This window comes from Psychrobacillus sp. FSL K6-4046, from assembly GCF_038624605.1.
Taxonomy (GTDB): domain Bacteria; phylum Bacillota; class Bacilli; order Bacillales_A; family Planococcaceae; genus Psychrobacillus.
This window is the reverse complement of the sequence record NZ_CP152020.1, coordinates 1,245,500-1,267,837: the sequence shown is the minus strand read 5'-3', so window position 1 is coordinate 1,267,837 and position 22,338 is coordinate 1,245,500. Positions and strand designations below refer to the sequence as shown.

At 36.7% G+C, this 22,338-nt stretch carries 29 protein-coding genes, 1 riboswitch and 1 other annotated feature; of the genes, 11 read left to right on the top strand and 18 right to left on the bottom strand.

The window, feature by feature from the left end; translation table 11 throughout:
- Positions 1–45: 45 nt before the first annotated feature.
- Positions 46–259 (bottom strand) — a binding site (T-box leader).
- An 86-nt stretch (positions 260–345) separates the two neighbouring features.
- From MKY09_RS06245 to MKY09_RS06215, 7 genes are all read right to left on the bottom strand, one after another.
- Positions 346–999, bottom strand: a complete 654-nt coding sequence (locus MKY09_RS06245; protein ID WP_169359999.1) for a 3-oxoacid CoA-transferase subunit B — start codon at positions 997–999, stop codon at positions 346–348.
- A gap of 13 nt (positions 1,000–1,012) precedes the next feature.
- Positions 1,013–1,702: a CoA transferase subunit A gene (locus tag MKY09_RS06240; RefSeq protein WP_169359998.1), complete on the bottom strand. Its 690-nt coding sequence runs from the start codon at positions 1,700–1,702 to the stop codon at positions 1,013–1,015.
- A 179-nt stretch (positions 1,703–1,881) separates the two neighbouring features.
- Positions 1,882–2,277, bottom strand: a complete 396-nt coding sequence (locus tag MKY09_RS06235; RefSeq protein WP_342567874.1) for a hypothetical protein — start codon at positions 2,275–2,277, stop codon at positions 1,882–1,884.
- 67 nt (positions 2,278–2,344) lie between these two features.
- Complete coding sequence (locus MKY09_RS06230) at positions 2,345–2,911, bottom strand: DUF4256 domain-containing protein (RefSeq protein WP_342567873.1); 567 nt, start codon at positions 2,909–2,911, stop codon at positions 2,345–2,347.
- A 239-nt stretch (positions 2,912–3,150) separates the two neighbouring features.
- Entirely contained in the window at positions 3,151–3,408 is a 258-nt protein-coding gene (locus tag MKY09_RS06225) for a DUF2691 family protein (protein ID WP_342567872.1), read from the bottom strand.
- 147 nt (positions 3,409–3,555) lie between these two features.
- Positions 3,556–3,867 (bottom strand): hypothetical protein, encoded by a 312-nt coding sequence (locus tag MKY09_RS06220; protein ID WP_342567871.1) that lies wholly within the window; start codon positions 3,865–3,867, stop codon positions 3,556–3,558.
- A gap of 554 nt (positions 3,868–4,421) precedes the next feature.
- The gene (locus MKY09_RS06215; RefSeq protein ID WP_342567870.1) at positions 4,422–5,606 is read right to left on the bottom strand and encodes an MFS transporter; all 1,185 of its coding nucleotides are present in this window, start codon (positions 5,604–5,606) and stop codon (positions 4,422–4,424) included.
- A gap of 123 nt (positions 5,607–5,729) precedes the next feature.
- Between MKY09_RS06215 and MKY09_RS06210 the strand changes: the two genes are divergently transcribed.
- From MKY09_RS06210 to MKY09_RS06195, 4 genes are read left to right on the top strand one after another with little or no spacing between them, the layout of a single operon-like run.
- Positions 5,730–6,686, top strand: a complete 957-nt coding sequence (locus MKY09_RS06210) for a TIGR01212 family radical SAM protein (protein WP_342567869.1) — start codon at positions 5,730–5,732, stop codon at positions 6,684–6,686.
- Positions 6,683–7,252: a class I SAM-dependent methyltransferase gene (locus MKY09_RS06205; RefSeq protein WP_342567868.1), complete on the top strand. Its 570-nt coding sequence runs from the start codon at positions 6,683–6,685 to the stop codon at positions 7,250–7,252. The genes MKY09_RS06210 and MKY09_RS06205 overlap by 4 nt, the downstream gene beginning before the upstream one ends.
- Before the next feature lie 46 nt (positions 7,253–7,298).
- Positions 7,299–8,381, top strand: a complete 1,083-nt coding sequence (locus MKY09_RS06200; RefSeq protein ID WP_342567867.1) for a 3-oxoacyl-[acyl-carrier-protein] synthase III C-terminal domain-containing protein — start codon at positions 7,299–7,301, stop codon at positions 8,379–8,381.
- Between the two features lies 1 nt (position 8,382).
- The gene (locus MKY09_RS06195; RefSeq protein WP_169359989.1) at positions 8,383–8,928 is read left to right on the top strand and encodes an isoprenylcysteine carboxylmethyltransferase family protein; all 546 of its coding nucleotides are present in this window, start codon (positions 8,383–8,385) and stop codon (positions 8,926–8,928) included.
- 29 nt (positions 8,929–8,957) lie between these two features.
- On the opposite strand, the gene MKY09_RS06190 is transcribed toward MKY09_RS06195, so the two are convergent.
- A complete protein-coding gene (locus MKY09_RS06190) occupies positions 8,958–10,274 on the bottom strand; it encodes a malic enzyme-like NAD(P)-binding protein (RefSeq protein ID WP_342567866.1) in 1,317 nt (438 codons plus the stop codon).
- A gap of 198 nt (positions 10,275–10,472) precedes the next feature.
- On the opposite strand from MKY09_RS06190, the gene MKY09_RS06185 reads away from it, so the two are divergent.
- Positions 10,473–10,661: a DUF4083 family protein gene (locus MKY09_RS06185; protein ID WP_342567865.1), complete on the top strand. Its 189-nt coding sequence runs from the start codon at positions 10,473–10,475 to the stop codon at positions 10,659–10,661.
- A 317-nt stretch (positions 10,662–10,978) separates the two neighbouring features.
- Here MKY09_RS06185 and MKY09_RS06180 read toward each other — a convergent pair whose 3' ends face one another.
- Complete coding sequence (locus MKY09_RS06180; protein ID WP_342567864.1) at positions 10,979–11,770, bottom strand: alpha/beta hydrolase; 792 nt, start codon at positions 11,768–11,770, stop codon at positions 10,979–10,981.
- 110 nt (positions 11,771–11,880) lie between these two features.
- Here MKY09_RS06180 and MKY09_RS06175 point away from each other — a divergent pair, with 110 nt between their 5' ends.
- On the top strand, positions 11,881–12,396 hold the full coding sequence (locus MKY09_RS06175) for a gamma carbonic anhydrase family protein (RefSeq protein WP_298469684.1): 516 nt from the start codon (positions 11,881–11,883) through the stop codon (positions 12,394–12,396).
- Between the two features lie 212 nt (positions 12,397–12,608).
- Here the strand turns inward: MKY09_RS06175 and metK are convergent, their stop codons facing one another.
- On the bottom strand, positions 12,609–13,805 hold the full coding sequence (gene metK, locus MKY09_RS06170) for a methionine adenosyltransferase (protein ID WP_169359984.1): 1,197 nt from the start codon (positions 13,803–13,805) through the stop codon (positions 12,609–12,611).
- A gap of 191 nt (positions 13,806–13,996) precedes the next feature.
- Positions 13,997–14,114: riboswitch (SAM riboswitch) on the bottom strand.
- Between the two features lie 217 nt (positions 14,115–14,331).
- Here metK and pckA point away from each other — a divergent pair.
- The 5 genes from pckA to MKY09_RS06145 all read left to right on the top strand — a co-directional run bounded on the left by pckA (position 14,332) and on the right by MKY09_RS06145 (position 18,472).
- Positions 14,332–15,918 (top strand): phosphoenolpyruvate carboxykinase (ATP), encoded by a 1,587-nt coding sequence (gene pckA / locus MKY09_RS06165; RefSeq protein WP_342567863.1) that lies wholly within the window; start codon positions 14,332–14,334, stop codon positions 15,916–15,918.
- Positions 15,919–16,186: 268 nt separating this feature from the next.
- Positions 16,187–16,387 (top strand): hypothetical protein, encoded by a 201-nt coding sequence (locus tag MKY09_RS06160; RefSeq protein ID WP_342567862.1) that lies wholly within the window; start codon positions 16,187–16,189, stop codon positions 16,385–16,387.
- 631 nt (positions 16,388–17,018) lie between these two features.
- On the top strand, positions 17,019–17,495 hold the full coding sequence (locus MKY09_RS06155; RefSeq protein WP_342567861.1) for a hypothetical protein: 477 nt from the start codon (positions 17,019–17,021) through the stop codon (positions 17,493–17,495).
- A 64-nt stretch (positions 17,496–17,559) separates the two neighbouring features.
- A complete protein-coding gene (locus tag MKY09_RS06150; protein ID WP_342567860.1) occupies positions 17,560–18,078 on the top strand; it encodes an RDD family protein in 519 nt (172 codons plus the stop codon).
- Positions 18,079–18,088: 10 nt separating this feature from the next.
- Entirely contained in the window at positions 18,089–18,472 is a 384-nt protein-coding gene (locus MKY09_RS06145) for a hypothetical protein (RefSeq protein WP_342567859.1), read from the top strand.
- 86 nt (positions 18,473–18,558) lie between these two features.
- On the opposite strand, the gene MKY09_RS06140 is transcribed toward MKY09_RS06145, so the two are convergent.
- The 8 genes from MKY09_RS06140 to MKY09_RS06105 form a co-directional block, all read right to left on the bottom strand.
- Complete coding sequence (locus tag MKY09_RS06140) at positions 18,559–19,008, bottom strand: hypothetical protein (protein ID WP_342567858.1); 450 nt, start codon at positions 19,006–19,008, stop codon at positions 18,559–18,561.
- Complete coding sequence (locus MKY09_RS06135; protein WP_342567857.1) at positions 19,009–19,800, bottom strand: prolyl oligopeptidase family serine peptidase; 792 nt, start codon at positions 19,798–19,800, stop codon at positions 19,009–19,011.
- Entirely contained in the window at positions 19,778–20,251 is a 474-nt protein-coding gene (locus MKY09_RS06130) for an NUDIX domain-containing protein (RefSeq protein WP_342567856.1), read from the bottom strand. The genes MKY09_RS06135 and MKY09_RS06130 overlap by 23 nt, the downstream gene beginning before the upstream one ends.
- Before the next feature lie 114 nt (positions 20,252–20,365).
- Positions 20,366–21,007: a type II CAAX endopeptidase family protein gene (locus MKY09_RS06125; RefSeq protein ID WP_342567855.1), complete on the bottom strand. Its 642-nt coding sequence runs from the start codon at positions 21,005–21,007 to the stop codon at positions 20,366–20,368.
- A 60-nt stretch (positions 21,008–21,067) separates the two neighbouring features.
- On the bottom strand, positions 21,068–21,235 hold the full coding sequence (locus MKY09_RS06120) for a hypothetical protein (protein WP_340882927.1): 168 nt from the start codon (positions 21,233–21,235) through the stop codon (positions 21,068–21,070).
- Entirely contained in the window at positions 21,235–21,558 is a 324-nt protein-coding gene (locus MKY09_RS06115) for a transposase (protein ID WP_342567854.1), read from the bottom strand. The genes MKY09_RS06120 and MKY09_RS06115 overlap by 1 nt, the downstream gene beginning before the upstream one ends.
- A 73-nt stretch (positions 21,559–21,631) precedes the next feature.
- On the bottom strand, positions 21,632–21,808 hold the full coding sequence (locus MKY09_RS06110; RefSeq protein WP_169359974.1) for a putative motility protein: 177 nt from the start codon (positions 21,806–21,808) through the stop codon (positions 21,632–21,634).
- A 50-nt stretch (positions 21,809–21,858) separates the two neighbouring features.
- Positions 21,859–22,308, bottom strand: a complete 450-nt coding sequence (locus tag MKY09_RS06105; RefSeq protein ID WP_342567853.1) for a DNA starvation/stationary phase protection protein — start codon at positions 22,306–22,308, stop codon at positions 21,859–21,861.
- Between the last annotated feature and the right edge of the window lie 30 nt (positions 22,309–22,338).

Genomic DNA, 22,338 nt, shown 5'->3' with positions numbered 1-22,338 from the left:
CCATTAAAAACAACACCAAATAAAAAAACTCGCCCCTTAAAAAACTTAAGGGACGAGAGATATACTCACGCGGTACCACCCAAATTAGTGAAAAATTCCACTCAACTTGTCTCCTTAACGCGGAAAACGGTATAAGCTACTAATCGTTCACTTATACAGACTCAAAGGCGAGTTCAATAATTCGTAACACTAACTTGCACCATACGTTAGCTCTCTTTAGAAACGAGTGTTATTTACTATTCCTTGTCTTAGTCGAAAATTATTTATGGTTATTGCATTAATTCTAATTGAAATGAAAAGAAAACACAAGATGCACTCTCATCAAATATCGAAAAAAACACTAAATTAAATAGCTACATTCTCTTTTACGTCTTTAATGATTAAATCAGCTTCCGTAGCATCTATAATATCCTGCACAGAATATCCCTCAAATACTTCTTTTAATTCTAGCCCATCTTCTGTTACTTCAATCATTGCCCGTTCTGTTATGATTTTATTCACAACGGCTTTACCTGTTAAAGGAAGCTCACATTGTTTTTTAATCTTTGCAGAACCATCCTTCGCGCAGTGGTCCATAATTACGATAATTTTTTTGGCACCATGCACTAAATCCATTGCGCCGCCCATTCCTTTAATCATCTTACCTGGAATCATCCAGTTAGCTAAGTCTCCCTTTTCGGAAACCTCCATTGCCCCTAAAATTGCAACGTCTACGTGCCCCCCGCGTATCATGGCAAATGACTCAGCACTTGAAAAGAAGGAAGAACCCGGAATGGTAGTAACTGTTTCCTTCCCAGCGTTGATAAGATCTGGATCGACTTCTTGCTCAGTTGGATATGGTCCGATACCTAAAAGACCATTTTCTGATTGAAGCACAACTGTTTTATCTGGAGATATAAAGTTGGCAACTAAGGTTGGAATACCTATTCCTAAATTCACGTAGTTCCCATTTTCAATTTCTTTTTCTGCTCTTCTCGCAATTTTTTCTCGTGTATTCATCCGAATCTCCCCCTTATGAACGTGTCGTTAGACGTTCGATTCTTTTTTCCTGTTCTGCTTGGAACAGACCTTGGACATAAATACTTGGCGTATGTATTTGAGCTGGATCTAAATCGCCTGTCTCAACGATTTCTTCTACCTCAGCAATTGTAATTTTCCCTGCAGCAGCCATCATTGGATTGAAGTTTTGAGCTGTTTTGTTATAGATTAGGTTACCAAATTTATCTGCCTTAGCTGCGCGAATCAACGCAAAATCTGCTCTAAGTGCTTCTTCTAGAACGTATTCCTTGCCGTCATACATTCGTACCTCTTTCCCCTCTGCAACAACCGTCCCTACACCTGCAGGAGTAAAGAACGCAGGTATTCCTGCTCCACCAGCACGAATTTTTTCTGCTAAAGTACCTTGAGGAGTCAACTCTACTTCAATCTCTCCTGAAATTACTTGTCTTTCAAACTCTTTATTTTCCCCTACATAAGAGCCTATCATTTTTTTGATCTGTTTATTTTTAAGTAAAAGGCCTAGACCCCAGTCATCTACTCCACAGTTATTAGAAATTACGGTTAAATCCTTTACCCCTTTTTCAACTAACGCTAAAATTAACTGTTCTGGAATACCAACAAGTCCAAAACCACCTACCATTAACGTCATGCCATCTTCAATACCTGCAACGGCATCTTTTGCTGAATTATATATTGGTTTCATGCTCCCCATCCCCTCTCAAAATAATTACTACTCTATTATATTCTCAAAAATCCAACAACTCCGCAAATTTTTTACATTAATCTCTAATTTTACAGTCGATTTCTTTAACATCAAAAAATGGAGGAAAACCCCATTTTTCACACAATACCAATTAAAATGAATCGGAATAGATAGATCATCTAATGACTAAGCTCGAATTCTTCCTTCATTTCATATAGCTGAAAATAATCCTCTTTAATCACAATGGATATAATAGTCCCTTCTTTACTAAAAAAGTGGACATGCCCATTTTGTTCACTTTTCAACTCTTCCCAACCCCAATTTTTAATTTCCTCAAAGTATTCTTTAGGTGGATAAAGCCCTTGTTCCCCACCAATATTCTTTAAAATATACTCTTCACCCTTTTTAATATTAGGATTGTCAAATTGATCTGTGCTTGATTGTGCATTAGCTGGTACTGGAATCTCTTCATTTATTCCTGCTTTTTTATAACCGCTAGCATCGTTAATCGATGGTGAACATCCGAACAACAACATTAGGCAAATGACGCATGTTACATATTTACTTATGTTCATTAAATCCCCCTAACATTACTTTAATAAGTTTCCTAGCTTATAAAGTTGATATAGAGCTCTTTCAATATTAGACTCTTAGCCAGCCTCGGAACCCCCTGGATCCATAGTAGGAATCTGCTCCATTGTGGTACATAAAGACAGTATCATAGCGACGATCACAAAAGATAGCTCCACCAAGTTTTCTAATATTGTCAGGTGTTTTTACCCAACTAGAAGTCTTTAAATCGAAATTTCCTAGTTCCTGCAAATCTCGGTATTGTTCCTCTGTTAAAAGCTCAATACCCATGTCTGCAGCCATTTCTACTGCGCTATTTTCAGGTTTATGTTTTTTTCTTGACTCTAGTGCTTCCCGGTCGTAACAAACACTTCGACGACCTTTTGGACTTTCTGATGCACAATCATAGAAAATATATTCGTCGTGTTTCATATCGTATCCAACGACATCCGGCTCTCCACCTGTTCTTTCCATTTCATGAAGAGACCACAGTTTTTCTGTATGAGCTTCCAGCCTTTCTTGAACGTTAGCCCATTTCACTTCTGTATGGCGTTTCATATTTGCCTCAAAACGATCTTTTAATATTTGGAGTAGCTCTTCACGTTGTTCCGATGATAGCTCTTTATTTTTTTGAGTCACAATCGTTTCTCCCCTTGTCATTAGTGATTTAACCATTTAGAAAGCTATTAGCGTTGAGTAAGTATCATTTTCATCAGTTATATATTCTATGTTTGTGTAGCCAGTAGCTAATGCCTTGGAGAATATATGCTGAATGGCTAGTTGATCCTTTGAATAAATGATTACGTCTGAGCAATCTACCAGCAGGATTAAAAACTGACATTCACTTTCCATAAATTCTTGATAAGTTGCGACTTCCCTTACATCAGCCCTTTTGGAAATCCCTTTAAATCAACAAATATAAGGTAATAATCTTTTTTTGAAATTTGTTTCCATAATTCTTCACCATTTAATGAGGAGCTATTTGGAAACAGAGGGTTTCCTAAAGTATTATTTTCAATAAAATATGATTCTCCATCACCTATTTTCCAAGTTAATTCCCTAATATTAATACACTCTAATATTTCCCATAAATGTTTGCCATAAGAATTTGGAATTTTAAATGATATACCTCTCACTAGTAATCACCCCTAGCTCTTTTTTAATTACATTTGGGCTATCGAAAAAAAGTCTATAAATCTTTGCTCAGGTCGGTGTTGATTATTAAAAAATGAAATAAGAACAGTGTTTTAAAAGTCATTCCTCTCCTTGCAGTAACGTAACCGTTAGCTTACCAAATTTCGCTTATTCAGCCTTTTTAAAATAAACCAAGCAACGATTAAATAGAGAACGTACAAGAAGATCGCAATTGCTTGATTTAATAGCCATGGTATAGTTGCTAAAAATACTTCTGATCCAACAGATTGGAACCAATCCAAAAGAAAAAGGAGCAATATAAGACTAAGAACAAACATAAAGAAAAAGCTGTTTTTGTGGTTTTTCGAGATTTTCATAATTGCAAAACCTGAAAAAAAACTAATAATACCTATGACCAATAAAATTATGAAAAATATATTCACAACCGTTTGTATATCCATATTCTACATCACCCTTCAACATAATTTATCAGTTACTTCATAGATTCCTCTCACCTACTTATTCGACTTGTGGACTAAATAACCTTTCATTTTATTTCCAAAGTTTATCTTTATATTCGAAAAAGGCCTAAGCCACTAAGGACTTAGGTCTAAAATATTTTAGCTTTGTTAAAGTTATTGGTTGATTTTGACTAACCATTCTTTTTTATAGTTACTGTAAACATTAAAAAAGGAACTTTCAAATGCCTAAAAACATAAATAGATGATGTAAATGGGGTTGGTGACAGTTTTTCAGCTTTGTTTATGCGAGTAAATTGATTAGCGCTTTATCGATCCTAAAGCTGTTCCCATTTATTGATTGGAGCGCCAGACGGCGACTCCAGTGGGATGAGTGAGACAGATAAGACATCACAACCGCGCGCGTTAGCGACGGGTGATGGCTTATCGCTCACCCCACGGAAAGCGTCCGGCTGGGGCGGAAATCAATTCTACTCTCTGATTTAATATTTCTTTGCATCCTAAATCAACCATAACCTTTAACATAGCCAATATTTTTAACCTTTCTCATTCAAGGCTGCTTGTTTTTTTAATGGTATATCGTATAGTAAGCTGGTAATAATTGAAATAAATATTAGACTGGCTAAAATTAATATCATGACTGGAGTGCCATGCGCTTCAACTAAAACTCCTCCTATTAATGGTCCAATCATACGTCCCACGGTCGCCATACTATTTACAATGCCTTGGTAGAAGCCTTCCCTGCCTTTTGGAGCCAGCTGGCTAGCAATAGTTGGAACTGCTGGCCAAACGAACATTTCCCCAAAAGTTAGAATAACCATCGCCGTGACAAACATCGTATAGTCTTCCGCAAATGCTACCACTATAAAGGAAATCATAAATATGACAAGCCCTAAAATCATCTGCGTTTTTATCTTATGTTCTAAACGATTAATAATTGGTTTAATAAGCGGCTGAGCAACCAAGATCAGTATCCCATTGACCGTCCATAAAAGACTATACTGCTTTAATGTAATTCCTAAATCTAGTACATAGGTTGATATAGTCGAAGTCCATTGAACATAAATGATCCAAGTAAGCATATAACCAAATGTTACAATCATCATTGCATAAAAAGGTGCCATTTGTTTAATTTTCTTCTCTTCTCCTAAAATAGAGGCCTGATGGTTTGAAACGTTAGACATGTTTCCATAGAACTGACGAGCGATAACAAAAAAGAACACATAGGCGAGTAGATTTGCTCCAAAAATATTATTTATATTATGATCTGCAACTATTCCAGCTAAGGCTGGACCAATGGCAACACCTAAGTTTTGAGCTAAATAAATAGCATTAAACGCTTTACGTCCACCTTCCGGCCATACATTCCCCACCATCGCATACATGCTTGGGAAGATGATACCACCACTAAACCCGAGAATAGCGACTAGCCATACATATTCTGGCCAATCATGCCAAACGGTTAGCGCTGCTAACGAGAGTATGGATAACAGAATTCCAAACACTATAGATTTATAGCCGCCTATTCTGTCAAATAAAAACCCGCCTAACAAATTACCGATCACACCGGTTCCAGCGTTTAGCATCAACACTAACCCCGCCATCGTTAACGATTGACCAAGGTAGTCATGCATATAGATTGTATGTAAAGGCCATAAAAATGAATTCCCCAGTGTATTAATAAACATTCCAATAATTAAAAGCCAGACTGCTTTTGGCATTAATATTCCTCATTTCCTTAGACACTCAAAATATTGTAGCTTTTTTTAAACTGCACTTCAAGATAATTAAATCTACCAAGTCAAAGTTTCATGATAAAATAATCCTGTTAAGGAGTGAAAATAATGAACAATAACTTTCCATTCCCTTCAGACGGGAAGAGATACTTTACATGGAACCGATATTTGCGTGATACCTTTGATATGAAAATTTTCAAGGTGGCGCTTGATGCAGGGTTTGATTGTCCAAATCGAGATGGCACGGTTGCTTATGGTGGATGTACATTTTGCAGTGTTGCTGGTAGTGGCGATTTTGCAGGTGACAAAGTAGATCCTATACCAGTGCAGTTTGAAAAAATTCGAGATAAAATGCATGAGAAATGGAAGAAAGGAAAATATATTGCTTACTTTCAGGCTTATACGAATACACATGCCCCCCTCCCTGTGTTAAAAGAAAAGTTTGAAGCTGCTCTGGCACTAGAAGGAGTTGTGGGGATTTCTATTGCGACTAGACCTGACTGTTTACCAGATGACGTAGTAGAATATTTGGCAGAGTTAAATGAACGGACATTTCTATGGGTTGAGCTCGGTCTACAGACAGTCCATGAGAGTACAGCAAGGCTAGTTAACAGAGCCCATGATTTTAATACTTATATAGAAGGAGTCTCTAAACTAAGAAAGCATGGTATCCGTATTTGTACTCACATTATAAATGGTTTGCCATTAGAAAATAGAGAGATGATGATGGAAACAGCCAGAGAGGTAGCTAAGCTAGATGTTCAAGGGATTAAGATTCACCTTCTGCACCTATTAAAAGGAACTCCTATGGTGAAGCAATATGAAAAAGGAATGTTAGAGTTTATGGGACGAGATGAATATATCCAGCTGGTAGCTGACCAATTAGAAGTTCTCCCGCCTGAGATGATCATTCATCGTATTACAGGAGATGGTCCTATTGATTTAATGATTGGGCCAATGTGGAGTGCCAACAAATGGGAAGTGTTGAATGGAATCGATGCTGAACTCGCTAATAGAGAAAGCTATCAAGGAAAACTATTTACGAAGACTGGTGAGTTATTATGAAGCTAAAAAGAATTCTTCCTTATGCAAAGGAGCTTCTTCAGGATGTGATAAAAGAAGGAGATACGGTAGTTGATGCAACTGCTGGAAATGGTCATGACACCTTATTCCTTGCCGGCTTAGTTGGCGATCAAGGACATGTATTTGCATTCGATGTCCAAACAGAAGCAATTGAATCGACCTCTGAAAGACTGAGTAATGCGGCTGTCAGAGATCGTGTCTCTCTAATTTTAGATAGTCACGGCAATGTAAGTAATTATATCGACAAACAGATTTCAGCAGCTGTCTTCAATTTAGGCTATCTACCTGGTAGTAATCATGAGGTAGTTACTAGGGGTAACTCCACTATTCAAGCAATTACATCCTTATTAGATCTTCTAAAAATTGGAGGTCTCATTGTTTTAGTAGTTTATCATGGACATGAGGGTGGTAAACAAGAAAAAGATGAAGTCATTTCTTTTGTTCAACAACTCCCTCAATCTTTCGTTCATGTATTATGCTACCAATTTCTAAACCAAGAAAATGACCCTCCATTTATCATTGCCATAGAAAAAATGAAGGAAAGGTGAATAAATGGATGAAGGGTGGAGAAACTAACATAAAAAGGAGATTACCATGCCAAAAATAGCTTCCGTTAGTACATATAAACCTCCATACTCCCTAGAACAATCCAACATAGAACAATTAACGAAAGAGCTTTTTCAAGATAAAATCCCACAGCTTGAACGCTTGCTTAAAGTATTTGAAAACGGTGATATCAAATCGAGAAATTTTTGTGTACCACTAGAGTGGCATCAAACGAATCATTCATTTGAAGAGAGAAATTCTCTGTATATTGAGCTTACTACCAAATATAGTGTAGAAGTAATCCAAGCCTGCCTTCAAAACAGTTCTTTCCTAGAGAAGAACGTCTCCCCTGAAGAAATTGATGCTATTATCTTTGTAAGCAGCACTGGTATATCTACTCCAAGTATCGATGCGCGGGTGATGAATCATCTTCCCTTCTCAGACAGGCTAAAACGTATTCCATTGTGGGGACTAGGCTGTGCAGGCGGGGCAGCAGGCATAAGCAGAGCATTTGATTACTGTAAGGCACATCCTTCTGACAAGGTGCTCGTTGTTTGTGTTGAGCTATGTAGCCTTACCTTCCAACCCAATGATTATTCTAAGAGTAATCTAGTCGGTGCCTCTCTTTTTGCAGATGGAGCGGCCTGCGTGTTAGTTTGCGGGGACGATGTGGAAATTGGAACCAAAAGACCCGTACCTCATATCATTAATACAGCGTCCAAATGGATGCCAGATTCTGAAGATGTTATGGGCTGGGAAGTAAAAAATAGTGGCTTACATGTAGTATTCTCGAAAAGCATACCGACGATTATCTCCAAATGGCTTGGCCCGTTTATGCACGAATTCTTGAGCGAGGAAAAGATTACGAGTGAGGATATCGTTAACTTTGTTGCTCATCCAGGAGGAAAAAAAGTGTTAAAGGCGTATGAGGATACCCTTCATCTATCCGAAGACCAAACCGCTACCTCAAGAGAAGTGCTAAAAAATCATGGAAATATGTCTTCTCCAACGGTTCTCTATGTATTAGAACAATTTATGCTTAAAGAAAATGCTCCTAATGACTATGGCATGCTAGTCGCTCTAGGCCCTGGTTTTTGTGGCGAAGCAGTGCTATTAAATTGGAGGGATTGATATGTTATTTTTCATCGTTATAGCACTAGTCATAATTCAGAGATTAGTCGAAGTAGCTGTTGCTAAGAGAAACGAGAAACGAATGCTAGCTCAAGGGGCCTACGAAGTGGGAGCTTCCCATTACCCTTACATGCTAGCACTTCATATAAGCTTCTTTCTTTTTCTAATTGCAGAGGTTGTTTTACTGGATCGAGGAATATCTCCATTATTCCCAGTATTTTTATTTGTTTTCTTGTTAGTCCAATTACTTCGCGTGTGGTGCCTGACATCTCTCGGAAAGTTTTGGAATACCAAAATAATTATACTTCCTGGCGCTAACGTAGTTACAAAAGGTCCATATCTATATTTCAGACACCCTAACTATATTGTTGTTTGTACCGAAATCCTGTTACTTCCCCTGATGTTCCAGGCATATTTTACAGCACTTGCGTTCACGCTATTAAACCTTGCAATGCTTTCCGTTCGGATTCCATTAGAAGAGAAGGCTTTAATAGAAGCAACAGATTATGAAGAAGCATTAAAAAAGAAGAAGATTTCAGCTTCCTAGCTGGTATTTTCTTCTTTTTGTTTTTCAGATTAAGCTTGTTTCATTACAGCCTCTTCCACTGCACGAGCGACAATATAATGGACTGCAGGATCTAATGGGTTTGGTATTAGCTCACCCGGTCTTGTATAATCCACAATTGCCTTCGCCGCTGCAATCAGCATTGGATACGTGATTTCTTTAGCCCCAGCATTTAAAGCACCTTTAAAAATTCCTGGGAATCCTATTACATTATTTACTGAGCGACCATCTGCAGCAAAAGCTGCTCCAGCCGCAATCGCTTCAGATGGAAGGATTTCTGGATTAGGGTTAGAAAGCGCTAATATGATTTGACCTTTTCGCACCATCTCTGGTTTTATCAAACCTTGAACACCAGTAGTAGCTACGATAATATCACAGTTCTCCATCATTTCTTCTAAAGAATTCATTGTCTGACCACCGTACTGAAGCAGACGCTCTTTTGCCGCTTCCTGACGATCCAATCCATATACATCTTCTACTCCATAGGCCATTAGCATACGGCATATAGCTAATCCTGCTGCTCCTAAGCCTATCTGACCAATCCTTGCCTTTTTGATATCTACCTCGGTAGCTCGACATGCAGAAAGTATAGCAGACAATGCTACCACTGCAGTTCCATGCTGGTCATCATGCATAACAGGGATCGGAAGCTCTGCTTTTAATCTTTCTTCTATTTCAAAACAATGTGGTGAACCGATATCTTCAAGCAATATTGCACCAAATCCTTGGTGAATATGCTTAATAGTTTCTACTACTTCGTCCGGATCGCTCGTATCTAATAGAATCGGTATACCGCTCAATCCTACAAACTGATCTAACAGTACAGATTTCCCTTCCATTACCGGCATACCTGCAACAGAACCGATGTTACCTAACCCTAATATAGCAGTTCCATCCGTAACAATAGCTACTGAATTTCCGATAGAAGTAAAATATTGAGCCTTGTCTGGTTCATTGACAATCTCCATGCAAACACTAGCTACACCAGGTGTGTAGATTCTTTGAAGGTCCCCTAGTGAACGAACGTCATATCTGCTCTTCATCGCAATCTTTCCACCTTCATGCGCTTTCAATACATCATCACTGATCGCTTGAATTTTCACACCGTTTCCAATAGCTTCTATATTACTTATAATTTTTTCAAAATCTTTTTTAGACTTGCTTGTAACAGATATGTCGCGAATAGTAGTTAAAGCACCACTTTTTAAAGTTGTAATATCCCCTATATCGCCTTCTCCCATACCAATGGCAGTTGCTACCTTAGCAAAGTTACCAGGTTTAGAAGGTGTTTCTACTATTATATTACGAATAATATGTTGGTTTTCCATAGTTTTCTCCTAATCTCTCACTATTTTTGAATTATATGATTATAACACAAAAATTCTATTTGTTTGATAATGAAACATTTAATATAGATAAAAGTGATAGTTAAGTAAGTACTTTCCTTATCTATGTAACCCTTCTCTTTAAAATTACTTTTTCCGCAATCATAAAGTGGTATAATTAGGAAAATATAGGAGGTCATTATGGATATTATTACGTTAATCATTATTTTGAGTTTAATCATGCTAGGAGTAATATCATTCACACTTTTTATAAGAAGACTATTAATAAATGCCACACCAAGATCGTCTCACACCTCTTCTGAATCCAATATTGACAAAAAATTGGACAAAATTATCATGTTGTTAGAAGAGAATAAATCTTCAAAATAGAAACGCTGAACATAATTAGTCTACCTTTCAGGTCTTGAAATAGTAAGCATATCTATTTGATATAGAGGGAAAAACTCGTTCGAGCGGAGAACTACAGCGAAGAAAAACCACTTAAATTCTACTGTTCGTAAAATTTAAGTGGTTTTTTATTTCTAAGGTGGCTTTGTCCTAGTCACTTATTAATGTTTATTTTATTTTTTTCAAATGATGGATTATTCGTTTGTATATTTTAAGGAATTGTAATTCAAATTAAACATGTCCTTCGTTTCGTTTGAATCATTTCTATTTGTACTTCAGTTTCTAGTGGCAGTTAATTATTACACGATATATCCGATGGATCGTAATACATTATTAATAAAGGAATGGGAATACGTAAATATTTCTTCTCTTTCTGGCTCTAGATACAAGTCATGAAAGCAATTCTTCCATTCCTTAAATTGATAATCCGAAAGCTCTTGCTTTTTCAGCCATACTTTAGCTGCGGTTGTATCCGTAATTTTATCTCTTTCCCCTGTCATCAATAGTAAAGGAACATTAGGAATAGATTCATGATATTGACTAACCGTTCTCATCTCATTTTCCAGTTCTTTATACCAGCCATGTGAAATTATTGTTCGATAATAAGGATCATCCACTAGATTTTGATAAGCGCCATAGTTTCTAGTGAGTTCCTTGAGCTGAATATCATGGTTTATCTTTTGCTGTACAGAAATTTTGGCTAAAGTTTTGGTCCATTTAGATGGAAGCTTGTTCAATTGTAGCCATGGCGATGTCAAGATGACACCAGCATACTGGACCTCTATTTTATGTAACATTTTCATCACCAGGGTTGCCCCAAGACCATGTCCAATGATGAATATAGGAAGGTCATAGGAAACTGCCACCTGTACTGCTTGTTTTATGTATTCTTTGTAAAGATCAAAAGATTCATCATGGATCGTTTTTGCTCTCACCAACTCTCCATGTCCTGGTAAATCTCCCATTACTATATGGCAATTAGAGCTTCTCAATTTTTCGATTAACCAAGCATAGCGTCTGTGATGTTCATAGGCACTATGAACAATTATTACTACTGCTTTTGCTTTTTCATCTGATTCCCATTTCCACATGTTCAACATACCTCATTTCTAAAACACTCTCCACGTACTATTTATTTCCTTCTTCCCATTTGTTTGATAGGATTAATTATATTCTAATAAAATAAAGGAGTGTGTCTATTTTGATTTATCCTTACAAAGATAAGAAACCTTCGATCGATGAATCAGTTTATATTGCTGATTATGTCACAATTACAGGGGATGTTACAATCGGACCAGAGACTACAATTTGGTTTAATACGGTAATTAGAGGGGACGTTGCCCCTACTGTGATCGGAAGTAGAGTAAGCATTCAAGATTTAAGTTGCCTACACCAAAGTCCCAATAACCCATTAATCATTGAAGATGAGGTCACTGTCGGCCATCAGGTCACTTTACATAGCTGCACAATCCGAAAAGGTGCTTTAATTGGCATGGGTTCCATTATATTAGATGGCGCTGAAATAGGTGAGGGTGCTTTTATTGGAGCAGGAAGCTTGGTTCCTCAAGGCAAAAAAATTCCACCTAATACGCTTGCTTTTGGAAGTCCAGCAAAGGTTATACGAGAACTAAATGAGGAAGATAAAAAAGATGTGCAACGAATTATTCATGAGTATGCTGAAAAAGGACAATACTATAAATCGATAAAACCAATTTAAAAATGATTAAAAAATTTAACCATACTTATATTTTATATAATTTATACCCATTAATCCATAAAGAGTAAACGCACCCAATTATTAATCTCCTTTAAATACACTTAGTTTTCAGATCATCTGTATAAAAGTATAAAAAGAACAGAAGGTATTAAGAGATCAATCTCTTAATACCTTCTGTTTTTATAAGAGGCATTCTGTAATAGAAGACTCTTTTATAGACCAGCCTTTTGCTTTAATAGCTCTGCTTTGTCTGTTCTTTCCCATGGTGCATCAATATCAGTACGTCCAAAATGTCCGTAAGCAGCAGTTTGCTTGTAGATTGGGCGACGAAGGTCTAACATTTTAATTATGCCAGCTGGGCGAAGGTCAAATAGCTCACGGATATAAGTTACCAAATCTGCTTCGGATACTTTACCTGTTTCAAATGTATCAATAGCAATTGATACAGGCTGTGCTACTCCGATTGCATAAGCAAGCTGTACCTCACAACGATCAGCAAGACCAGCTGCAACAATATTCTTTGCCACATAACGAGCTGCATAAGCTGCAGAACGGTCTACTTTTGTTGGATCCTTACCAGAGAAAGCTCCTCCTCCATGACGAGCATACCCACCGTAAGTATCTACGATAATTTTACGACCTGTCAAACCTGCATCCCCTTGTGGACCACCGATAACAAAGCGACCAGTCGGATTGATAAAGTACTTTGTTTCGTCTGTTATTAAATTAGTAGGAACTACTGGTTTAATAACATGTTCTTTTAAATCTTTTTGAATTTGTTCTAACGTTACTTCCGGATGATGCTGTGTGGAAATAACAATCGTATCGATATGAACTGGATTGTTATTTTCGTCATATTCTACTGTTACTTGTGTTTTACCATCTGGTCGTAAGTAATCTAATGTTTCGTCTTTACGAACCTCAGCTAATCGGCGAGCTAATTTGTGGGCTAGGCTAATTGGAAGTGGCATAAGCTCTGGTGTTTCATTACAAGCATAGCCAAACATTAAACCTTGGTCCCCAGCTCCGATTGCTTCAATATCAGAATCAGACATCGAACCTTCTCGAGCTTCTAGTGCTTGGTCAACTCCCATAGCGATATCAACCGATTGCTCATCGATAGCTGTAAGAACTGCTGACGTTTCTGAGTCAAAACCATATTTAGCTCGCGTATATCCAATTTCTTGAATAGTAGCTCGCACTACTTTTGGAATGTCTACATAAGTAGAGGTTGTGATTTCTCCAGCAACTAAAACCAAACCTGTAGTAACTGTTGTTTCACAAGCTACACGAGCGTTTGGATCTTCCGTTAAAATCGCATCTAAGATAGCATCTGATATTTGGTCACAAATTTTATCTGGATGACCTTCTGTTACTGATTCCGATGTAAATAATCGTCTTTGTGTCAAAAAAATTCCCTCCTATGTCCTGCGAGATTTCTCTCAGGAATTGATACGGTACTCATTCCCATGTCAAGCCTATAGTAAACTTGAAGCCGTTTCGGACTTGGCACACAAGGATTTAGGGCGATGTAATATAAAAAAACCTCTCACTCACGTAGTTACATGAGGAAAGGGATTAATATCATAAACACCTTTCACTCTTATCAATCAAGGAATTTCACCTTGTATCAGGTTTGGCACCTTTGTAACGTAAGTATAATTACAGGTTGCCGGGTTTCATAGGGCCTGAACCCCTCCACACGCTCGGAATAAGAGTATCCGTTCAATTCACCATCATACGTATATTAGCAAAATAAGTCAACAGGTAAATTTGTTATTTATTCACAATTACAAAAAAAAATCATTTTTTGAGCTTTAATTAGTGTAGACTATTTAGTTTAATGTGTTATACTATTTCACATATCAACGAAAAATCCTCTTTATGATGTTTCCGTGAAGAGCTAAAAACTTTAATAAAGGATGGTAATACTATATGAATTCAATCGATACTGTGAGCGAACTGAACGAATTGTTAGCTGGTAATAATATTAGCCTGCAATTATCAGTACCACAATTAGTGGAAAAAGCTACGTCAAGAGGAGAAGCAGTACTAACTTCCACTGGAGCTGTTAAAGCAGAGACGGGCAAATATACAGGACGTTCTCCAAAAGACAAGTATATAGTTGAGGAACCTATCTCAAAAGACAAAATCGATTGGGGATCTGTAAACCAACCTATCTCATCTTCGCACTTTGAAGCATTATATTCAAAAGTTATGAACTATTTAAAGGAAAAAAATGAACTATTCGTCTTTAAAGGATACGCTGGTGCAGACAAGGATTCACGTTTAAGCATCCAAGTAATCAACGAATACGCTTGGCATAACCTGTTTGCTCACCAATTATTCATTCGTCCTTCTGAAGAGGAGTTAATATCTCATAAAGCAGACTTCACTGTCATTAGTGCTCCGAACTTCAAAGCAAATCCTGCTGTTGACGGAACTAATTCAGAAACATTTATCATTGTATCCATGGAAAAACGCATCGTTTTAATCGGTGGTACGGAATACGCAGGAGAAATGAAAAAGTCTATATTCTCTATTATGAACTATTTATTGCCTGAACAAAATATTTTGCCTATGCACTGCTCTGCTAACGTTGGAGAAAAAGGTGATGTAACATTATTCTTCGGTCTATCAGGTACTGGAAAAACTACATTATCTGCTGATGCTGGAAGAAAACTAATTGGTGATGATGAGCACGGCTGGTCTGATAATGGCGTATTTAATATCGAAGGCGGCTGCTATGCAAAATGTATCGACCTAACAAGAGAAAATGAACCACAAATTTTTGACGCTATCAAATTTGGTACAGTTTTAGAAAACGTAGTTGTAGACCCTACTACTCGTACTGCTGATTATACGGATAGCTCATTAACTGAAAATACTCGTGCAGCTTATCCAATTCAATATATAGATAATATTGTTGATCCATCTGTTGCTGGTCATCCAAACACAATCATCTTCTTAACTGCAGATGCATTTGGAGTGTTACCTCCAATCAGCAAGCTTACTAAAGAGCAAGCAATGTATCACTTCTTGAGTGGATTCACTTCTAAGCTTGCTGGTACAGAGCGTGGAATTACTTCTCCACAACCTGCATTCTCAACATGCTTCGGTTCTCCATTCCTACCATTACATGCAACTGTGTACGCTGAAATGCTTGGGAAGAAAATCGATGAGCATGGTGCTCAAGTATTCTTAGTAAACACTGGCTGGACTGGTGGAGAATATGGTGTAGGAAGCCGCATGAAGCTTTCTTACACGCGTACGATGGTTCGTGCTGCAATCGAAGGTAAATTAACTGACGTAGAAACAACTAAAGATGCAGTATTTGGATTAGATATTCCTACTAGCATTGACGGAGTTCCTTCTGAGGTATTAATCCCTCGTAACGCATGGGAAAATAAAGCCGCTTATGATCAAAAAGCGTCTGAGCTAGCTCAATCCTTCCGCGAAAACTTCAAAAAGTTTGGAACTGTCTCTGAAGAGATCTCATTAAAAGGCGGTCCTACTGCTTAATACATTTTAAACTTAAGAAGCTAATACAATAAAGCCTACTTCTAAAAACAAAAAGCTCTGTCAATTTTACTCTGAATGTAAAATTGGCGGAGCTTTTTTTGATACAAAAATGTTATAAATGGTCTAATGGGTTTGTAGTTGGAGAGAAAACAACGAAAAACACAGTGCCGTTTTGATGTATTTCATCGATTGGAAATTTTTATAAACAAAAGAAAATTATGCTAGAATGTATTTAAGATTGTAATTAATTTGGAGGTGAAATTAATCTATGTTTATACTCCTTGTTATTTTTGGAGCTGTTTTAATGCCGATATTAGCTATTATTTTTTGTCTTAACCTAGTAGAAATAATAAAAAAAGTAAAGAACGAAGAATCTACTACTAAAAATACATTTTGGATGACAACATCTTTTATTCTAATTGTATGGAGCATCTCTTTTAGCGCTGTATCCAGTCTCGCTACTAATTAAAAAACGCTCAAATTTGAGCATTTTCCTGTTTTTAAATAGAGATTTTATTGTTGTAATATATGCCGTTTAAGCTAATTTCCCTCTATACTCAGCCTAACTATTTCCTAGGAAATCCCCTCTCCTGGATCGCTTATGCTTGGACTCCGATCTTAAACCTAAGCACTACATATTTAACTAGAATATTTTCCATAGTCATTAAATTAGATAAGCTTTATTAAAGTTATTGGTTGATTTTGACTAACAATTCTTTTTTATAGTGACAGTAAACATAAACAAAGGAACTTTCAAATGGTATTAATAACGTAAATAGATGATCAAATTGGGGTTGGTGACAGTTTCTTAGCTTTGGTTATGCGAGTAAATTTATTAGCGCTTTATTGATCTAAAGCTGTTCCGTTTATTGATTGGAGCGCCAGACGGCGACTCCTACGGGATGAGTGAGACAGATAAGACATCACAACCACGCGCTTAAGCGATGGGTGATGGCTTATCGCTCACCCCGAGGAAAGCGTCCGGCTGGTGCGGAAATCAATTTTACTCTCTGACCTAAAATTACTTTTCATCAAAAATCAACCCTAACCTTTAACAATACTAATCTCTTAAAATTTCACGAAAGATGGGAGTAGCAAAAATGAAAAAATGGTTGTTTCTAATGTTATTTTGCATCACCTTAATCCTATCTGCTTGTTCTCAAAGTGAAGAAGACAAACAGGAATATTTGGGGGTTATTAGTGAGGGAAAAGTTTCAGGTTATGAATACACTGTAATAAAAGAACAGAATAATTATTTATGGCAGATAGGATACAAAGAAAATATAACTATTATCGAAGAGAGTACTGCCAATAAAGAAGATTTATTAAAATTTATGCATGCTGTGATTGACAGTAAATTAGTATTAGCAAAACTTATTACATCGTTATCATATTTATTAATTGTTACTATAACAACGCTTATCCTTTATAAAAAAAATAGAAAGATGCTTAAAGATGGCAGTGCAATGATAACTATTTTTGTAGGCATTGCTGTGTATATTGCCTTTAAAGCGTCATTTGATTTAAGTCGTTTATTACACGACACTAAATACTTCTATTTGACCCTTACTATTTAAATTAAAATGTGAATGTCATTCGTCTTTATCATACGTACAACTCCATATGAAAGAGGTTATGTTAATGAGGATGAATGCTACCTTTCTACTCCGTTTTAAGGCCTTCATGATTGATTACATTTTTATATTAGTTTATTTAGCCCTTCTCTTTGTGATCAATGTATTCCTGTTCCCATCTTTACAAGCGTTTTTCAATGGTTCTTTAATAGTGGCTCAGGTTACAGGTTTTTTAATGGTAACTTTTCCAGTGTCGCTATATTTTATAGTTTTTGACTCACCTATTGGAGGGCAGTCTATTGGAAAAAGAAAAACTGGGATACAAGTGGTTAATAAAAACGGAGAAGCAATATCACTATTGCGAACAACTTTTCGAACCGTCCTAAAATTTTTACCATGGGAGTTGTCACATTACCTTGTTTATCGACTTGTTTATATAGGTGATGGCGAAATACCATTCTCCTACTACCTGATTGGTGGACTGATTTATATACTTATGTTTGCATATATTTTGACCGCCATTTTTACTAAGAAAAAACAGTCTTTGTATGATATTCTGGCAGGAACAGAGGTTGTTAAGAGATAGGAGAATTCGATTGAAAAAACTCTGCTTAGGAATATTCGCAATGGTGCTGATATTAGTCATCACAGGCTGTTCCAAGCTTGAACCTATGACTTTTGAGGAAATTTACTCAGGAGACTTATCAGAAGTATCCAAAATAGAGATTAGACACGGTAATGGAGAACTTAAAGAAATTACAGATCAATCAATTATAAACTCTTGGCTTGATAGTTTAAAAAACATCGTATTTGAGCCTTCTACAAACCAAGATGGGCAAGTTGGTTATCTATATAATGTAAGCCTTTTTGAAGAGGAAATTTTAACACTTTCCTTTTCTACTACACAAATAAATGATGTTTATTACAATGAGAATGAGCAAGTTTTGCAGCAATTACATTCGTTATTCAATGAAAATTAAACGATGCCACGAATCTGTAATAAACTGACAAAATAATAAGAGGTAACAGACTAAGTCCATTACCTCTCCCCATATATAAAGGAATACTATTCCTCAAAGTCGTCATGATATTCCATTTCAGTTGAAATTGGGAATATTGCTTTTATCTCTTCAGCCTTTTCTTCATCTACGTTTGAAAAAATGATTTCAGCTCCATATTGTCCAATCTCTAATTGTTCTTCCCCATTTGTGTTGAAAAACATGGTGAACCATTTCAGTCCCCCGATTGGATCTTGAGAATAATTTCGGAAAAATAATCTGTTCTCATCGGTTAAATTTACGGTAAAAACCTTCATTAACCCTTCATTCAGTGCCTCAAAGCTTTTTTCAGAAAGCTCATTGACTACTTCCTCTTCTTCAGCCCAGCAATGTATCACTACTTCCGAATACTCATTCGTATACTGATCCCATAAGTCCTCCCAAAAACTTAAATCTGTTGGGAACACCGTCTTCTCCTCTAAACTCATTGACTCTACTTTAACAACTAACTGACCCACTTATTTGCCTCCTCCATGTTTTTTCATCCATATACACACGTCCTTCACTACTTGTCGATTTACCTTCGAAGGAAAGTAATGTGTGAAGTCTGGATAATACCATGTCTCTACAATTTTGTTATACCCTATTAAAGCCTGTTCTAACACTTTTGCATGCTCAATTGATACATTCACATCTTCTCTCCCATGAATGATTAACACAGGTGCATGAATTTCTTCGATTTGATTTAATACATTTCTTCCCTCATATTCTTCCTCACGGTTGGAAGGAGTTCCACCTATTACGCGCTTCATCATTCTTCGCATATCCAGTCTTTCCTCATATGTGAGATAAATATCAGATACTCCAGCCCAGGAAACAAGCGAGCTGATGTCTTCCCTTATAACAGCTGTCCATAAGGCCATCATGCCACCCCTAGAAAAGGCAAAAAGATGGACTTTGTCGGGGTTGCAAAATTGTTTTAATACATCCACCGCATAAACGGCATCCCATCGATCCTCGCCACCAAACTCATCTCTTCCTTCTCCGCCACGATTTCCACGATAATAAGGGGCAAAGATAACAAGTCCTTGAGAAGCAAATTGAGCAATTCGTGCAGGGCGAACCATGCCAACCCCTTGGATCCCTCCTCTGCAATACAGCATTCCATCATAAATTCCCTCTTTGATCGGATATGCTAGCATTCCTTTTATCCGTAAGCCACAGGACCAGTATGTAATTTCTTTTAAATGCACATTCGGATTTGGAGATGGATATACACGAATTCTATCAATCGTTCCATCTTTCTTCATAAATCATCACCTTCTTAAGAATGACTTCCATTCCTTTGTCCTTCATATGAAAGCTTAAGTTAGGACAAGATTTTAGCTCCTTTGACGTGAGCCAGACTGCTCCATCTGTTTCATACTGTACTGCCTCTGTATGTATATCCTTCACCTCTGCTATAAATACCGCCTTACAAAATGGTTTCACATCATGAACTACATATTCGGCAAACCATTCTAATCGGTATACTGCTACATTCGTTTCTTCTAAAGTTTCTCGGATAGCAGCTTCCTCTATAGTTTCATATACCTCTTTTTTACCACCTGGAAACTCTATTCCTCTTTTAGGATGGTTAGTTAATAACCATTTATGATTTTTCTGTGCTAAAATGAGCACATGCTGAGGCACTATTGAAAAGTTACCTTTTTCAAAACTAAGATCCACCCTATATCCATTTAAATCATTAAAAGAAATCATATATGTACGCTCCCTTGTATTTCATTGCTTGATGTTGCTGTTTGACTTATATTTACTTTAAAAGTTTATCATAGGCAAATAAAAAAAGGTTTAGCATAAAACTAAACCAGGAGTCTAAATAATAATAAACAAGTAAACAAGCATGATTCCTAAATCCGCTATACTATGACTGACAATGGATGGAACAATAGTATGAAATCTTGAGCGAAAAATGCCCCACATAATTCCTGCAAGGAAAACCATCAAGGTAGCGAAAACAGGTATATGGAAAATAGGCATGACCACTACAAAATGATATAGGGCATAAAAAAATGCCGTTATAATAATTGTAAGCTTTGATCCAAGTCGATGTAGTAATCGGTCATACATAAACCTTCTCCAATAAAACTCTTCTAATATAGGGTTAATGAAAATAAGGAAAAGTACAAGGAAAATTACTTTCGCTCCTGTAAAATCCCATTGGACAAGAGCTACTTCCAAGCCTTCTTGATCTATAGCTATCGATTGAAGCAAGTAGGCAAAACTATAAATAGCTATTAAGCAAATAAATCCGCTTATAATCCCCACAGTCATCGAGTACTTCGGTTGAGGGAATATTAAACGAGTACGTGATTTCCTTCTATAGCTTACTAGGATTGGAACAACCAGTAACCAGCCATAGAAGAGCAAAAATGTAATGGCTATATTCTTTATAAGGACAAGACCTAAAATGATCATGATAGTAGGTCCAATTAGTAAAATCAGCTGTTTAACCATATAACCTCCTAATTATTTCTAATTTATCATAAGAAAAAAGACTTGGCAATGCACCAAGTCTTAACCTTCCCACTTTTCTTGCTCCTGTTGTTTATAATTTTTGCCGCCTTCTTGACTGTTTTGGCCAGCGTTAACCTTTGCCTTATCTTGTGGAGAAAGATTTAAAAGGGAGCTTGCATTGCGGTAAGTAGTTGTATCGTTACCTTTACCATTAACATTTTTAGTCATTACAGATGCCTACTTTCTTTAAAAAATGGAAGCTGTTCAATAAATGCTTGAGATTCTCTGTCACTAAACTCGTGGATTAGAGCATATAGCTTCTTGATTCGGTTGTCGTATTCTTCATTAGAAAAATCATTACTATAATACTTTAATGGCACATGGGCTCTCCAAAAGGTATTCATGTCTTTGTGATACAGTTGATAAAACAAAGTTTCAAAAACTGGGATAATATCCTGCCTTGCTGTTATTTCATATTCCCATGGCGATTCATCTGGATACAAGTATACTTTCCGTTGACTCAACGAAACGTAAGCTTTAATTTCTGTCATATCACACATCCTTTTCGTGTAGTATGTTCCCAAAACAAAAAAACATGCACCATATAAGGTGCATGTTTTTCTCTTACGCTTGTACGTCTACTACTGTTCCTTTAAAAGGATGTGTAGCAGGTTGAGGCATACTCTCTAGCATTTCCACTGCTGCTACAGTTTCCATATTAAGTGCATTTTTCATAACACTCATTTGAACTGTTTGTTGTAGCTGTGCTAGCTGAGAAGACATGATGGAGTTAATATCCAAAATAATTCCCCCTTACAAGCTTATTATCGACATAAAGTTCATTTATTCCATTATTTATTGGAATCCCCTAAAAAGGCATTTAACATCCATTGGTGTTTCTCAATTTTTTGATAGATCGCATTTAGAATGTCCTCTGTCATATCATCCTCGTCCTTAGCTGCCTCTTCCATCCCTTTTTTCAAGGATTTCATAATTTTATCATAGTCTTTCACAACTGCTTCTACCATTTCCTCAGCAGTTTCTTTATTGTTTGCTTCCTTCACGTCCGAAAGCTCTAGATGCTCTTTTAACGTAGCAGTTGGCTTTCCTCCTAAAGTTAATAAGCGTTCTGCTATTTCATCCATATTTAAAGTTGTTTCGTTGTATAGTTCTTCAAACTTTGCATGTAATGTAAAGAATTGTGGTCCTTTTACATACCAATGAAAATTATGTAATTTTGTATACATGACTGAAAATGTTGCTACTAGATTATTTAGTTCTTTATTTAATGCTGCTGACATAATTTTGACACTCTCCTCTAGAATTATAGT

Excerpts from the sequence above, each read along its gene's own strand:
- MKY09_RS06245 (WP_169359999.1), bottom strand. The coding sequence starts at position 999 with ATGAATACACGAGAAAAAATTGCGAGAAGAGCAGAAAAAGAAATTGAA.
- MKY09_RS06240 (WP_169359998.1), bottom strand. The coding sequence starts at position 1,702 with ATGAAACCAATATATAATTCAGCAAAAGATGCCGTTGCAGGTATTGAA.
- MKY09_RS06235 (WP_342567874.1), bottom strand. The coding sequence starts at position 2,277 with ATGAACATAAGTAAATATGTAACATGCGTCATTTGCCTAATGTTGTTG.
- MKY09_RS06220 (WP_342567871.1), bottom strand. The coding sequence starts at position 3,867 with ATGGATATACAAACGGTTGTGAATATATTTTTCATAATTTTATTGGTC.
- MKY09_RS06215 (WP_342567870.1), bottom strand. The coding sequence starts at position 5,606 with ATGCCAAAAGCAGTCTGGCTTTTAATTATTGGAATGTTTATTAATACA.
- MKY09_RS06210 (WP_342567869.1), top strand. The coding sequence starts at position 5,730 with ATGAACAATAACTTTCCATTCCCTTCAGACGGGAAGAGATACTTTACA.
- MKY09_RS06205 (WP_342567868.1), top strand. The coding sequence starts at position 6,683 with ATGAAGCTAAAAAGAATTCTTCCTTATGCAAAGGAGCTTCTTCAGGAT.
- MKY09_RS06200 (WP_342567867.1), top strand. The coding sequence starts at position 7,299 with ATGCCAAAAATAGCTTCCGTTAGTACATATAAACCTCCATACTCCCTA.
- MKY09_RS06195 (WP_169359989.1), top strand. The coding sequence starts at position 8,383 with ATGTTATTTTTCATCGTTATAGCACTAGTCATAATTCAGAGATTAGTC.
- MKY09_RS06190 (WP_342567866.1), bottom strand. The coding sequence starts at position 10,274 with ATGGAAAACCAACATATTATTCGTAATATAATAGTAGAAACACCTTCT.
- MKY09_RS06185 (WP_342567865.1), top strand. The coding sequence starts at position 10,473 with ATGGATATTATTACGTTAATCATTATTTTGAGTTTAATCATGCTAGGA.
- MKY09_RS06180 (WP_342567864.1), bottom strand. The coding sequence starts at position 11,770 with ATGTGGAAATGGGAATCAGATGAAAAAGCAAAAGCAGTAGTAATAATT.
- pckA (WP_342567863.1), top strand. The coding sequence starts at position 14,332 with ATGAATTCAATCGATACTGTGAGCGAACTGAACGAATTGTTAGCTGGT.
- MKY09_RS06160 (WP_342567862.1), top strand. The coding sequence starts at position 16,187 with ATGTTTATACTCCTTGTTATTTTTGGAGCTGTTTTAATGCCGATATTA.
- MKY09_RS06155 (WP_342567861.1), top strand. The coding sequence starts at position 17,019 with ATGAAAAAATGGTTGTTTCTAATGTTATTTTGCATCACCTTAATCCTA.
- MKY09_RS06150 (WP_342567860.1), top strand. The coding sequence starts at position 17,560 with ATGAGGATGAATGCTACCTTTCTACTCCGTTTTAAGGCCTTCATGATT.
- MKY09_RS06135 (WP_342567857.1), bottom strand. The coding sequence starts at position 19,800 with ATGAAGAAAGATGGAACGATTGATAGAATTCGTGTATATCCATCTCCA.
- MKY09_RS06130 (WP_342567856.1), bottom strand. The coding sequence starts at position 20,251 with ATGATTTCTTTTAATGATTTAAATGGATATAGGGTGGATCTTAGTTTT.
- MKY09_RS06125 (WP_342567855.1), bottom strand. The coding sequence starts at position 21,007 with ATGGTTAAACAGCTGATTTTACTAATTGGACCTACTATCATGATCATT.
- MKY09_RS06120 (WP_340882927.1), bottom strand. The coding sequence starts at position 21,235 with ATGACTAAAAATGTTAATGGTAAAGGTAACGATACAACTACTTACCGC.
- MKY09_RS06115 (WP_342567854.1), bottom strand. The coding sequence starts at position 21,558 with ATGACAGAAATTAAAGCTTACGTTTCGTTGAGTCAACGGAAAGTATAC.
- MKY09_RS06105 (WP_342567853.1), bottom strand. The coding sequence starts at position 22,308 with ATGTCAGCAGCATTAAATAAAGAACTAAATAATCTAGTAGCAACATTT.